The organism is Mucilaginibacter frigoritolerans (genome assembly GCF_007830615.1).
Classification (GTDB): Bacteria; Bacteroidota; Bacteroidia; order Sphingobacteriales; family Sphingobacteriaceae; genus Mucilaginibacter; species Mucilaginibacter frigoritolerans.
Genome location: NZ_VLLI01000009.1, coordinates 127,495 through 141,051, shown reverse-complemented (window position 1 = coordinate 141,051; position 13,557 = coordinate 127,495). Strand labels below are relative to the sequence as shown.

Annotated in this window: 14 protein-coding genes; 11 read left to right on the top strand and 3 right to left on the bottom strand. The window is 35.9% G+C overall.

All coding sequences use genetic code 11. The annotated features are described in order from the left end of the window. The first annotated feature begins 132 nt into the window (after positions 1-132). Both JN11_RS15875 and msrB read left to right on the top strand, forming a co-directional pair. A complete protein-coding gene (locus tag JN11_RS15875) occupies positions 133-741 on the top strand; it encodes a fasciclin domain-containing protein (RefSeq protein ID WP_144914117.1) in 609 nt (202 codons plus the stop codon). 96 nt (positions 742-837) lie between these two features. Beyond that, the gene (gene msrB, locus JN11_RS15870) at positions 838-1,329 is read left to right on the top strand and encodes a peptide-methionine (R)-S-oxide reductase MsrB (protein WP_211360793.1); all 492 of its coding nucleotides are present in this window, start codon (positions 838-840) and stop codon (positions 1,327-1,329) included. On the opposite strand, the gene JN11_RS15865 is transcribed toward msrB, so the two are convergent. Beyond that, complete coding sequence (locus JN11_RS15865; protein WP_144914115.1) at positions 1,319-1,675, bottom strand: GIY-YIG nuclease family protein; 357 nt, start codon at positions 1,673-1,675, stop codon at positions 1,319-1,321. The genes msrB and JN11_RS15865 overlap by 11 nt on opposite strands. An 85-nt stretch (positions 1,676-1,760) precedes the next feature. On the opposite strand from JN11_RS15865, the gene JN11_RS15860 reads away from it, so the two are divergent. Beyond that, positions 1,761-2,534 carry an XRE family transcriptional regulator gene (locus JN11_RS15860; protein ID WP_144914113.1) on the top strand — a complete coding sequence of 258 codons (774 nt, stop codon included), beginning with the start codon at positions 1,761-1,763 and terminating at the stop codon, positions 2,532-2,534. Positions 2,535-2,565: 31 nt separating this feature from the next. On the opposite strand, the gene JN11_RS15855 is transcribed toward JN11_RS15860, so the two are convergent. After that, a complete protein-coding gene (locus JN11_RS15855; protein WP_144914111.1) occupies positions 2,566-3,753 on the bottom strand; it encodes a hypothetical protein in 1,188 nt (395 codons plus the stop codon). A gap of 201 nt (positions 3,754-3,954) precedes the next feature. On the opposite strand from JN11_RS15855, the gene JN11_RS15850 reads away from it, so the two are divergent. The 5 genes from JN11_RS15850 to JN11_RS15830 all read left to right on the top strand — a co-directional run bounded on the left by JN11_RS15850 (position 3,955) and on the right by JN11_RS15830 (position 7,399). Next, entirely contained in the window at positions 3,955-4,320 is a 366-nt protein-coding gene (locus tag JN11_RS15850) for a hypothetical protein (RefSeq protein ID WP_144914110.1), read from the top strand. A 76-nt stretch (positions 4,321-4,396) separates the two neighbouring features. Next, the gene (locus JN11_RS15845) at positions 4,397-5,521 is read left to right on the top strand and encodes an aminotransferase class I/II-fold pyridoxal phosphate-dependent enzyme (protein ID WP_246139024.1); all 1,125 of its coding nucleotides are present in this window, start codon (positions 4,397-4,399) and stop codon (positions 5,519-5,521) included. After that, positions 5,514-6,134, top strand: coding sequence for a dethiobiotin synthase (gene bioD, locus JN11_RS15840; RefSeq protein WP_144914108.1), 621 nt, complete (start codon positions 5,514-5,516; stop codon positions 6,132-6,134). Before JN11_RS15845 ends, bioD begins: the two co-directional genes overlap by 8 nt. Then, positions 6,131-7,030, top strand: coding sequence for a 3-hydroxybutyryl-CoA dehydrogenase (locus tag JN11_RS15835; protein ID WP_317131276.1), 900 nt, complete (start codon positions 6,131-6,133; stop codon positions 7,028-7,030). The genes bioD and JN11_RS15835 overlap by 4 nt, the downstream gene beginning before the upstream one ends. Positions 7,031-7,105: 75 nt before the next feature. Then, positions 7,106-7,399 carry a YXWGXW repeat-containing protein gene (locus JN11_RS15830; protein ID WP_144914107.1) on the top strand — a complete coding sequence of 98 codons (294 nt, stop codon included), beginning with the start codon at positions 7,106-7,108 and terminating at the stop codon, positions 7,397-7,399. A gap of 73 nt (positions 7,400-7,472) precedes the next feature. Here JN11_RS15830 and argS read toward each other — a convergent pair whose 3' ends face one another. Continuing rightward, complete coding sequence (gene argS, locus JN11_RS15825; RefSeq protein WP_144914105.1) at positions 7,473-9,236, bottom strand: arginine--tRNA ligase; 1,764 nt, start codon at positions 9,234-9,236, stop codon at positions 7,473-7,475. Positions 9,237-9,432: 196 nt separating this feature from the next. On the opposite strand from argS, the gene JN11_RS15820 reads away from it, so the two are divergent. The 3 genes from JN11_RS15820 (at position 9,433) to JN11_RS15810 (ending at position 13,441) form a co-directional block, all read left to right on the top strand. Next, the gene (locus JN11_RS15820) at positions 9,433-10,878 is read left to right on the top strand and encodes an arginine deiminase family protein (RefSeq protein ID WP_144914104.1); all 1,446 of its coding nucleotides are present in this window, start codon (positions 9,433-9,435) and stop codon (positions 10,876-10,878) included. Between the two features lie 68 nt (positions 10,879-10,946). Beyond that, the gene (gene ctlX, locus JN11_RS15815; protein ID WP_246139023.1) at positions 10,947-11,873 is read left to right on the top strand and encodes a citrulline utilization hydrolase CtlX; all 927 of its coding nucleotides are present in this window, start codon (positions 10,947-10,949) and stop codon (positions 11,871-11,873) included. A 173-nt stretch (positions 11,874-12,046) separates the two neighbouring features. Then, a complete protein-coding gene (locus tag JN11_RS15810; protein WP_144914102.1) occupies positions 12,047-13,441 on the top strand; it encodes an arginine decarboxylase in 1,395 nt (464 codons plus the stop codon). Positions 13,442-13,557: the final 116 nt, after the last annotated feature.

Genomic DNA, 13,557 nt, shown 5'->3' with positions numbered 1-13,557 from the left:
TGATTTATAATTAAGGAATGGTATTTGACAATGATGCTTTGTTACATGAAAGTGACCAAATATTTACTATTCAAATACTTTGTTTTGTAACTGATAATTAAGTTTTACGCGTTTTTATACTAGATTTGCGGCATGAAAAAATGGTTTGTGTGTTTTTACCTTGTTTTAAGTGGTACCATTTTATTGGCGCAACAAACAACAGTTACTACCCCGGTAAATGATTCGGTAAAAGCAAAGTGGGGAAAGGTTAAGACGGTGGATGGAGCTACCATGATATCATCTAACGATGTGATTGAAAATATAGCACAGTCAAAAGAATATACGGTACTGGTAAATGCAATTGAAAATGCAGGATTAACAGATACTTTTAAAAGCAAAGGGCCAATAACTATATTTGCCCCTACCAATGATGCATTTGAAAAGCTTCCTCCAGGCGAGTTGGATACATTGCTAAAACCAGCTCATAAACTGGATTTAAGTTATCTGCTTACTTATCACGCTATAGCTGGAAGATTAAGTGCTAAAGATATTCAGCGGAAAATAAATTCAAATAATGGGCAAGCCATTTTTACTACCATAGCAGGTAGTAAACTTATTGCTAAAATTGATAGTAACCGTAATATTGTGCTTATTGACGAGAATGGTGGAGAAAGTATTATGAGCAAGTTTGATGTTCAGCAAAGTAATGGTATACTCCATGTAGTAAATGCGGTATTGATACCTAAAGTTAAGCCAATATAAAAGATCAGTCGGGACAACCCTCCTCTAAAAATTTACGTAAGTAACACTATACAACTACTTATGTGTTGGATTTTTAATTACCTAAAAGTTTACCCGATGAAAAAAACTGTTTTAGTAATATTGCTACTAAGTGTTATGATAACATTTGGTTGCCGGCAAGGAAACGCCCAGCAAATAAAAAAGTATGATCCTAAGCGTAAAATGAGTAAAACGCCTGCGGAGTGGAAAAAAATACTTACCCCCAATCAGTATTACATTATGGTTGAAAGCGGAACTGAGCCCCCATATCATAATGCATATGATGAAAATCATCAAAAAGGGGTTTATGTAAGCGCCGCTACGGGCGAAGTTTTATTCAGCTCGGATGATAAATTTGATAGCGGTACAGGATGGCCAAGCTTTGTAAAGCCTGTAGACCTCAAAAAAATTGAAATAGTAAGTGACAATAGCGATGGAATGGAACGCGATGAGGTTATTGAACGCAGTACCGGGCTGCATTTGGGCCACGTGTTTGATGACGGACCTGCTGATCGCGGTGGGAAAAGATATTGCATGAATTCTGGTGCGTTAAAGTTTATTAAAAAGTAACAGCTCTTCTTTGAGAATTAATTGATGGGCGTAGTTGAGGCCTTACTCTTACTCCACTTTCAAAGTTTAATCCAATGGTCAGATCTACCCAATCAGGGTTTACAGGTCTGATCATTTTTTCTTTTTGTGGCCTTGTATATGTGCTCACTGTTTTAAACCTTTCCATTGCCTGCTCTTCGGTATTGATCTCTTCAAAATAAACTAAACGGTTAAGTTGTTTAGAGTTATCAAAAAATAAAGTAGGCATCTGACGGTAAAACTCAAGTGTTTTTAAAAGATCAGAACATAGGCCAACGTGTAAGTTATTGCGGTTCCTGTCGGTGATGATATAAATAAAGCGTTTCATTTGATAATAAAATTTGCTGGGTTAAAAAATAATTACTAATTTTATGAGCATAAAAATACTAATAATTTTAGCAATTCCAAATTTTATGTCAAATATTCCTTCAAATATTAAATTCCTCCGTAAAAAGAAAGGCCTTACACAACAGCAATTTGCTGATGAAATAGGAATAAAGCGGTCACTAGTAGGGGCTTATGAAGAGGAACGAGCCGATCCAAAATATGATTTACTAAAAAAAATAGCATTGTTTTTTGATATATCTATTGATGACTTTATAAATGAAAGCATTGATGAAAAGTGGGCACCAAAACCTAAAGGTAACCCCGCTAACCTGCGTGTTTTAAGTATATCTGTTGATAAGGACGATAATGAGAACATTGAACTGGTGCCTTTAAAGGCCAGCGCTGGTTATTTAAATGGTTATGCCGATCCGGAATATGTAGCACAATTGCCTAAATTTTATTTGCCCATGTTTAAACAAGGTACTTATCGTGCATTTGAAATAAAAGGTGATTCCATGTTACCCCTAATATCGGGTACCATTATAATAGGCGAATATGTAGAGAACTGGGCAGATGTAAAATCTGCAGAAACATATGTAGTAATATCAAAAAGTGACGGAGTAGTTTATAAACGTATCGGTAATAAGTTTAAAGACAATAAAAAGCTGAAGTTAATGTCGGATAACCCTGTATATGAACCTTATGAAATTAATGGCGAGGATATTTTAGAGATATGGAAAGCAAAGGCATATATCTCTACTCATTTACCAATGCCTACTCCTGAACCAACTCTTGAAAGCTTAACTACAATGATGGCGCAGATGCAGCGTTCTATCTCAAACTTACAAAGCAATAATTAAGGACTGATAATTATAAAGGAAACTTTTAAAACTAAGAGTTTCCTTTGTACTTTAAATTCATTAATGAATTTGGCTTTAAGTATAAATAGTCGTTTTTAAAATCAAGTATTATATTAAATCGTTTTAAAAGATCATTACCCAAGTAATTAATCTCAAAACCCAATGGATTCTTGCCACTTAAAATAAGTGTGGGGATATCAGTAAGTTGAAAATTATCAATCTTAAACAAGGGCGACAATACTGTTTTGGTTTCGTACTTCACCCCTCTTGGGTCCCTAAGCACGGTTAATTTAATCAGTTTTAAGCTTTTTGAAAAGTTTTGTTGACTTACCCACGTGCTATCTAAAATAATGGCTTGATCAGAACCAGTGTCCATTATGAAATTACCGGTGTACTTTTTACTGTTGATATAAAAAGTACCTTTTATGTAACCAAACGATCGAATAAATTCCATTTTAGATTTAACATAAGCCTTTGAAATCTTCAGTAATTTTGAATGTACAATCATAACACTATGATCGTAATCAATTTCAACCTGTTTCCCTTCAAATATATTGTAACCAAATCTTCCATCCATATCATGCGCAGTTACAGAAGTAGGGAAAATGTCGGGGTTATTAAAGGTTAAAGTCCCAATTTGTAATTTAAATACTTTGTTTAAATGGTTATAATCAGGATTTGCTTTACCAGATAAAGCATCAGCTTGGTTGGATAGCAACTTTGTCTTTTTTAGTAGGGCTGCTTTTGTTAAACGAAAATCAAAGGAGCTGGCATCAAAATGGAGGTTTAAAGTGTCTGTATCATTAATAACAGCTTTCACTTGTATCGCGTTAAACGAAGTAAGGCTAAACGGGATAGTATCATGTGTTTCTTCTGTGTTTTTTGATTTGCTTTGCGGCATTATTGCACTTACAATTTGGGTATAGCAAGACTCTTTTCCATTGAGTAGTATTATAAAGTTATATTTTGTTCCGGGTTTTACTTTAACCCTTATAGAATCAATATCAGTATAAAAGGTAACCCATTTAGTCCTTCTTGCTCTATCTGCGGTAAAGATATCAGGTTTAACTTTCGGAGAGAGCCGCCATGAATCTTTACTAAAATAACCGCCATCGTTAATGGATACATTTGTGGAACTTGCTTTAATTACCAGCAGTTTTGACTGCGCTGAAGCTGCCTGGATTATTATAAGGAGTATAAACAGGTAAAGATATTTCATTGGTTTTTATTTTTGTTATTCATGGCTGTCCTTAATGTGCATAGCGTTATATTATTAAAAATAAGATAATTTACTTATATTATTGAATGCAGTATTTGCCTCATCTTAACCTCATATTTAATAAAGGCAACAATTAAGTTACATCTCTGTTATTAAACTATTAGGTTCTATATTTATCAAACGATAAAAAAACTGAAAAAAATGAGAAAAATTTTGTTGGTATGCTGTTTCCTTTTGGGAGTTACAGCAATTTGCCGTGCACAAGGTGGCGGTAGAAGAAGCCCTGCGGATCAGGCGAAAGCATTACAAACGCAATTGAGTTTGAATGACGACCAGACAGCGAAGATAACTACAATTTTAACTAGCCAGGCAGCTAAAAGGGATAGTATCAGAACAGCTTCAAATGGCGATAGACAAGCAATGATGCAGGCAATGACGCCTTTAATGCAGGATACTAATGCAAAAATCAAAGCTATTTTAACCCCAGATCAGGCAGCTGCATATGATAAATTAATGCAGGAAAGAATGGACCGCATGAAACAAGGTGGTGGCGGTGGTGGTAATTAATCATCATTGCTGAAAACAAAAATAAAAAAGCACCCTTTAAACGGGGTGCTTTTTTATTTTTGTAGAAATTATTACGGTGAGCGCAATCGAAAAATCTATTGAAAGTAAATTAGAGGAAAGGGAAAACTCTGGTAATTATAGGATACTTAAACCCGAGAATGGGCTCATTGATTTTTGCTCAAATGATTATTTGGGTTTTGCCCAATCATCTATCTTAAAAGCAAGCATTGATGGTGAGATAAATTCTATATCTATCATTTTAAACGGATCTACCGGGTCGAGATTATTAACAGGCAATTCTGCCTATATAGAAGAATTGGAAAAGCAGATTGCTGCAATTCATCATTGCGAAGCTGGCCTCATATTTAACTCAGGATATGATGCTAATTTGGGTTTATTCTCCTCATTACCCCAACGTGGGGACACCATTATAACAGATGAATTGATTCATGCTTCAATTATTGATGGTGGCAGGTTGAGCTATGCCAACAAGTATACTTTCAAGCATAATGATTTGAATAGTTTGGAAGATAAATTAAAGCAGGCCAGGGGAAATTGCTATGTAGTAGTTGAAAGCATTTACTCTATGGATGGCGATGCTTCTCCCCTTGCTGATATTTTAAATATAACAGAAAAATATAAAGCTGCATTAATTGTAGATGAGGCTCATGCTGTTGGAGTATATAAATACGGATTAATTGATCAAACATTAAATAATAGAATCTTTGCCCGGATAGTTACTTTCGGCAAAGCGATGGGATGCCATGGTGCAATTGTTCTAGGGAGCGATTTACTACGGAATTATCTGATAAACTTTGCCCGCTCCTTTATTTATACCACAGCCCCACCCATGCATCATTTTGCTTCTATAAAAATGGCTTATAAACACCTAGCGGATGCAGATAAGGAGATTCTAGCACTAAGAAATAAAATTAGCCTCTTTAAACGAAAAGTTGTGTCTAACAGTGAACATCCTTTAATAAGCAGTGATAGCGCAATACAATGCATTGTATTAAAAAGCAATGGTAAGGCTAAAGCACTTGCCTTAAACTTGCAAAGCAGCGGGTTCGATGTAAGACCAATACTTAGTCCAACGGTACCCACAGGAAGTGAAAGGGTCAGAATTTGCCTGCATTCATTTAATACAGAAAATGATATTATATTACTTACTGAAAATATTAATAAATTTATAAATGCCTGATAAACCAATATTTATAACAGGAATTGGAACTGGAATAGGAAAGACGATAGTGTCTGCGGCTATTGTTGAAAAACTTAAAGCCGATTACTGGAAACCGGTGCAATCCGGCGATCTGGATACAAGCGATACCCTAACGGTAAAAAAACTGATAAGCAACAAAGACTCTGTCTTTTACCCTGAAACTTACCGCTTATCTCAGCCATTTTCGCCGCATAAATCGGCTGCCATTGATGGCGTTATGATTGATCCCGATAAATTTATCCTCCCTAAAACGAAGAACACGCTTATTATTGAAGGAGCAGGAGGTTTGATGGTGCCTTTAAATAATAACTTTTTAATAATTGACCTTATAAAACAATTAGATGCTGAGGTTATTTTGGTTTCAAGAAATTATTTGGGCAGTATAAATCATACCTTACTTTCCATATATGCATTGCAGCAACAAAATATACCTATAAAAGGTATCATTTTTAATGGTTTAAAAGACATCTATTCAAAAGAATTCATCATTAACTTTACTGGAATTGAAGTTTTGGGCCATTTACCGGAATATGATACTATTGATAAGAAAGCTATTATTGATGCAGGAGATTATATAGATTTAGTAAAATGATAGAAAATATTACAGTTATTGGCTCAGGCACTATGGGCAATGGAATAGCACATACATTTGCTCAGTATGGTTTTAATGTTGCATTGGTAGATATTAATCAGGATGCCTTAGACCGTGCCATTCAAACCATTACCAGCAATCTGGACAGACAGGTAAACAAAGGTACTATTGATGAGGCTTTAAAAGCTGAAACATTAAATCAGATCATCACTTTTACTGATCTTAGATTAGCTGTGGGCAAGGCCGATTTGGTTATTGAAGCCGCAACAGAAAATTCTGAAATAAAGCTGAATCTGTTTAAACAGTTGAGTGAGTTTTGTGGTGATAATGTGATACTGGCCTCTAACACCTCGTCCATATCGATCACAAAAATAGCATCAGTAACCAAAAATCCCGGAAATGTTATTGGAATGCACTTTATGAATCCAGTTCCTTTAATGAAGCTGGTTGAGGTAATTCGAGGCTATGCAACAAGCAATGAAGTTACAAACGCCATAATGGATCTTTCTGGAAAGCTAAATAAAGTTCCAGTGGAGGTTAATGATTATCCTGGTTTTGTAGCTAACCGTATTTTAATGCCGATGATAAATGAGGCTATTTATAGTCTTTATGAAGGTGTTGCCGGAGTAGAAGAAATAGATATCGTAATGAAATTAGGTATGGCGCATCCAATGGGGCCTTTGCAGCTTGCTGATTTTATTGGACTTGATGTATGCCTTGCAATACTTAATGTACTGTACAATGGTTTCGGAAATCAAAAATATGCACCATGTCCGTTATTGGTGAATATGGTTACTGCAGGCTATATAGGTGTAAAATCTGGTATTGGATTCTATCAATATACTAAAGGAAGTAAGGAGTTAGTTGTTGCTGCTAATTTTCAGAAAAGCAGGTAATAGACCTGGATAAGGGGATAAAAATCAAACTTTTTTTTAATTCATTTGTCGTTATTGTTAAAAAATGCATTGCAAATGAAAACACTATCAAAATTAGGGATGATGCTAACCCTTGCAACATCCTTATTTCTGGCTTCGTGTGCCGGAAGTTACTATGTTTCGGATCAACCGGTTGAACCTGTTTATGCTCGTCCAGCTCCTCCATATGACGGAGCAATCTGGATTGATGGTGAATGGGGCTGGAGCGGTGGCCGTTACCAATACATGCGAGGGCATTGGGACAGAGCACGCCCTGGACATACTTACATTCGCGGTTCTTGGGAACATGGAAACCGCGGTTACAGATGGCATAAGGGTCGCTGGAACTAATATGAAATATTGATTTAGCAGTTTTCGGTAAACCATAGGGTTAGTATACAGAAAACTGCTAATGATAAAATATCTACATTCGTTCAGGAACGTCAATACCTAATAGCTTCATCCCTTTATTGATCACTTTACCTGATGCTGCAGATAAACGTAATCTAAATTGTTTAGAAGCTTCATCTTCTGCCTGTAAAATTGATTTTTCGTGATAGAATTTATTGTAAGTCTTAGCCAATTCATATACATAATTGGCAATTAATGCCGGGCTATAAGCTTCTGCGGCACTTTTTATAATTTCGGGGAACTGCGTTAAGGTAACTATCAAATCACGCTCTTCAGGTGATATGTCAGTATATGTATTTGGTGAATCGATAATTGGGGCCCTGTTTAAAACAGATCGGATACGAGCATGGGTGTATTGTATAAACGGTCCGGTATGTCCCTGGAAATCTACCGACTCGTTAGGATCAAACAATAACCGTTTTTTAGGATCTACTTTAAGCAGGAAGTATTTTAAGGCGCCCATACCAATAGTATGATATAGAGCCAGCCTTTCATTTTCAGTAAAACCATCAACTTTACCCATTGCCTCGGTTTGCTCTTTAGCTGTTTGCTCCATTTCACTCATTAAATCATCAGCATCAACAACAGTGCCCTCACGCGATTTCATTTTGCCCGATGGTAAATCAACCATACCATATGACAAATGGAATAAACCATCAGCACCATCTTTACCCAGTTTTTTAAGAATGGTAAATAATACCTTAAAATGGTAATCCTGCTCATTACCTACCACGTATATGGATTTATCCATGTGATAGTCATTATATTTCAGTTGGGCAGTACCCATATCCTGAGTCATGTAAACAGAGGTGCCATCAGAACGCAGAACCAATTTCTCGTCAAGCCCATCAGCTGTAAGATCAATCCAAACAGAGTTGTCATCTTTTCTGAAAAATACTCCTTTTCCAAGACCCTCTTCAATAATATCTTTTCCTAATAAATAGGTTTCAGATTCGTAATAGAACTTATCAAAGCTTACACCTAGTTTTTTGTAGGTATCAGCAAAACCAGTGTAAACCCATCCATTCATGGTTTTCCAAAGGTTGATTACCTGTTCATCTCCTGCCTCCCATTTTTGCAACATTTTCTGGGCCTGTTTAATTAATGGAGCATTTTTTTTGGCCTCATCTTCAGTTTGACCTATAGACTTTAATTCTTCGATCTGTTTTTTGTACTCTTTGTCAAAAATTACATAGTATTTACCCACTAAATGATCGCCTTTTAAACCGGATGATTGCGGCGTTTCACCCTCGCCAAACTTTTGCCAGGCCAGCATGGACTTACAGATATGGATGCCCCGGTCATTAACCAGATTGGTTTTTATAACATCGTACCCTGCTGCCGCTAAAATTTCTGATACCGAAAATCCTAATAAATTATTACGAACATGCCCCAAATGCAATGGTTTATTGGTGTTGGGAGACGAATATTCAACCATTACCTTTTTGCCATTAGGTTCAATAACAGCAAAATCATCAGGCAAAATTTCATTGTATAATTGATTTATCCAATACTCGTCAGATAAAGAAATATTCAAAAACCCTTTAATAACGTTAAATCCTGAAACTTCATTAAGTTCATTTTGTAAAAAAGTACCTATTTCGCTCCCGGTTTGCTCGGGCGATTTTTTTGAAAATTTGGTAAAAGGGAAAGTAACTATGGTAATCTGCCCCTCAAATTCTTTACGGGTTTCCTGCAGGTTTACATCTGCCGCAGAAATATCTATATTATATAATTGCTTAACTGCTTTAAGGGTAGCTTCAATAATAAAATTCATCTTGCAAAAATAATCATTTAAGTCCAAAAATTTGGAAGATCAGTAAGACCAGAAGATTAAAAGATATGAGATTTATTCATTTTACCTGATTAACTTTTTTTAAATCGGTTCAACTTCATTGACTTTCTGACTTTCCTTACAACCCATCAATCACTAATCACTAATTCATTATATTTGCTACTTCTACAACCCATTTATGATACTTAGCAATAGCGATTTTAAATTAGATGTAACATCCGAAATTGGTAACCTTCGTGCTTTATTGATCCATAGTCCGGATAACGGATTGGGTAAAGTTGTGCCTTCAAAAGCCCAGGATTGGCTTTTTGAAGATATTGTTCACCTGGAAACCATGCGCAAAAATGAATATGATTACTACGTTAAACTGTTAATGTATTTTCTTGATCCTGATAAAATAAAAGGTAAACTGGATAGTATTGACGCAGATGAAAATAAACGCTCATTTTTTAAGCCTGATGATGAAAATTTCCATGCGTCCACCAAAGTAATTGAGATCCAAACGCTACTGGAAGATGTTTTGCAGGAAGCAGATATCCGTAAAAAACTTGTAGCATCAGTTTGTGCTATTGAAAGCTGTAATTACCGGTTGCAATTAAAATTGATTGATACCCCACCTGTTGAACTTGCTAAAATCATTATCTCCGGATCATTAAATGAAAATGAAATGATCTTTGCGCCTATTCCTAACCTGATATTTTCCAGGGATATTGGTATTGCCATTAACGATTTTATGTTGCTGAATAAACCGGCAAAAAAGGCCAGGGCCAGGGAAACTTTGCTGGTCAGATATATTTTCTTTAATCATCCCTTATTTGCAGCATACCGAAACAATATATTAGAGATCCCAGAAACTGTACAGCATTTTTTAAGACCTGGTGAAGATAACGAAGAAAAAACAACGCTTGAAGGCGGCGATGTGATGATGGTGAGTCCTGAACATTTAATAATAGGCTGTAGTGAGCGGACATCTGTAAGTGGTGCCAATGAAGCCATTAAATTATTATTTGCCAATAATGTGGTTAAAAAGGTAAGTATCGTGAAAATTCCACATAAGCGCGACTACATGCATATTGATACCGTTTTTACACAGGTAAAAAGAAATATGTGGGTGTTGCTAAGGTCATTAGCTATTACGGAAGATCATGTAAATGATGAAGAGCCTGCTGCATGGTTTGCCGAGAAGAAAAACAAAGACAAGCCCGAAATAGTTCAATTTAAAAAAGGCGAAAAACCTAAAACCTTTGAATGTATTGAAGACTTGTTAAGCGATATAAGTGAGAACGATTTGAAAAGTAAATCAAAAACGGAGTTTATTTATTCAGGCAACAATACTTTCCCTTTCGACGCCCGCGAGCAATGGACAGACTCCTGCAATTTACTGGCCATTAAAGAAGGTGTAGTTTTAGGATATGACCGTAATGACAAAACCGTAGAGGCCTTTAAACAAAAAGGGTTCTCTGTTATAAAAGTGAGTGATTTACTGCAAAAGTTTGAAAAAGATGAACTGGATCCTCAAAGCATGAAGGATACGCTGATATTAATGCCATCATCAGAGCTATCAAGGGCCCGCGGTGGTTTCCACTGCATGAGTATGCCGCTTTTAAGGGATAAAGTTTTATAGTCATTTTTCAATGGGTTATTAAGTCATTAGTAATCTATTGAAAAATGGTACAATGACCAAATGACACAATGAATAACAACCAGTCCACCTCCCATATATTAATGATACGCCCGGTTAACTTCGGGTTTAATGAAGAAACAGCCGGAAGTAATGCTTTCCAGAATAGAAATGCCATCAAAAATGACGTAAATGAAAAAGCACAGATTGAATTTGACCATATGGTGGGTAAACTCCGTGAAAATGGTGTTGATGTTACTGTTATTGATGATACTGAAGAACCACATACGCCCGATTCTATATTCCCTAATAATTGGGTTTCTTTTCATGCAGATGGTAATATTTTCTTATATCCTATGCAAGCCGAAAATCGCAGATTAGAGCGCCGGGAAGATATCATTACCCAATTGGAAGATGAATTTGCTGTTAAGCATATAATTGACCTGAGCCGTTTTGAGAATGAAGATAAATTCCTAGAGGGTACAGGTAGTATGGTGCTTGATCGTCCCAATAAAATAGCTTATGCTTGTATTTCGCCAAGAACAGACAGGGACGTTTTAAACTTATTCTGCGAACAAGCCGGCTACCAATCTGTAAGTTTTGATGCAGTTGATCAGCATGGTAAAGCTATTTACCACACTAATGTATTGATGTGTATGGGAAGTAATTTCGCGGTTATTTGTATGGATAGTATTCCTAATCCTCACGAAAAGGTAATGGTTAAAGAGTCTCTACTATCTACCCACAAAGAAATTATCGATATATCTTTTGAGCAGATGAACCAGTTTGCCGGCAATATGCTGGAGGTTAAAAACAAAAACGGAGAAACTTTGATTGTTATGTCGCAGAATGCATACAATGCTTTAAACGTATCTCAAAAAGCTGCACTTCAGCAATTTGGTAAGTTAATTTATGCCGATATAAACACTATTGAAAATATTGGTGGCGGTAGCGCAAGGTGTATGATGGCAGAAGTACATTTACCGGTTGAAAAATAGCAGATAAATTACACTTTATGGTTTTAAAATAAGTAATTGATAAACAGGTTATTATAATCAAATAATCTTTGAATATTTGCCAGTAAAAATAAATTACTTTTCAACTATAAAAATTGTATCATATTAGCACATTATTTGATTTAAAAATTACATTTTTGCCAAAATTTTAAAGGATGCAGAGTTACGAAGAATTTCTTGACCTAAGTGTAGGTTTCCCGCAAGAAGGTTTTGAGATCATTGAGGATGAATTATACTTTCATGACCTCAATTTAATGGAGATGATAGAAACGTACGGCACTCCCCTGCGCTTTACTTATCTGCCAATTATTTCAAAAAAAATACAGCAGGCAAAATTGCTGTTTCAGCAGGCGATTATAAAAAATAACTATCGCGGCAGCTATAAATATTGTTATTGTACCAAGAGCTCGCATTTTAAGCACATTGTTGAAGAAGCGCTTAAAAATGAGATTCACCTGGAAACTTCATCAGCATTTGATATGCCGATGATTGATGCCCTGGAGAAAAAAGGTGCCGTAACAAAAGATGTAACTGTAATTTGCAATGGCTTTAAAACTTTCCAGTACAAACAGTATATTATTGATATGCTACACGATGGTTTCAAAAACATCATCCCAGTACTTGACAATAAAGAAGAGTTTAACCTTTACGATGATGAGATTGAAATGGATACTCCATGTAATCTCGGTATCCGTATAGCGGCAGAAGAGCAGCCTGATTCGCAATTCTATACCTCCCGTTTAGGTGTAAGGTTAGAAGATATCATCGATTTTTATTATAACAAGATTGAAAGCAACCCTAACTTCAGGGTAAAGTTGTTGCATTTCTTTATTAACTCTGGCATTTCGGACACTCCGTACTATTGGAATGAGTTAGAGAAATATGTAACGCTGTATTGCAAATTCAAAAAGATAAATCCGCACCTGGATACATTGGATATTGGTGGTGGCATGCCTTTTAAAGACTCACTGGTGTTTGATTTTGATTATGAGTACATGATCAACGAAATTGTGAGCCGTATTAAAGAGATTTGCGCTGACAATGATACTGAAGAGCCAGATATCATTACCGAATTTGGTAAATATACCGTAGCTGAAGCATCAGGTATCTTATACAAAGTATTGGGCCGTAAACAGCAAAATGACCGTGAAAGATGGTTGATGCTGGATGGTTCATTTATTACTAACCTGCCTGATGTTTGGGCGCTGAACCAAAAATATATCTTGTTGCCGATAAATAACTGGGATTCAGAATATGAACGTGTTAATCTTGGAGGAATCACCTGCGACGGACAAGATTATTATAACCAGGAAGCCCACATGAACAGTGTGTTTATGCCAAAAACGCGTAAGGTGCAATATCTGGGTTTCTTTAACACAGGTGCATACCAGGAAGTATTGAGCGGTTATGGTGGTATTCACCATTGTTTGCTACCTTCTCCGAAGCATGTTATCATCCGCAGAAACAGGGATGAGACGTTTAACTTTGAGGTGTTTGGCGAAGAGCAAAACAGTAAACAAGTATTAAAAATTCTGGGTTATACTACCTAATAATTATAGTGTTCAAAAATGACAAGTGAACGCTTTAAATACTTAAGGTGATCTATATTATATACTGAAAATGACCAAATTATAAACTTGGTCATTTTTTGTTTTACATAGAAAAA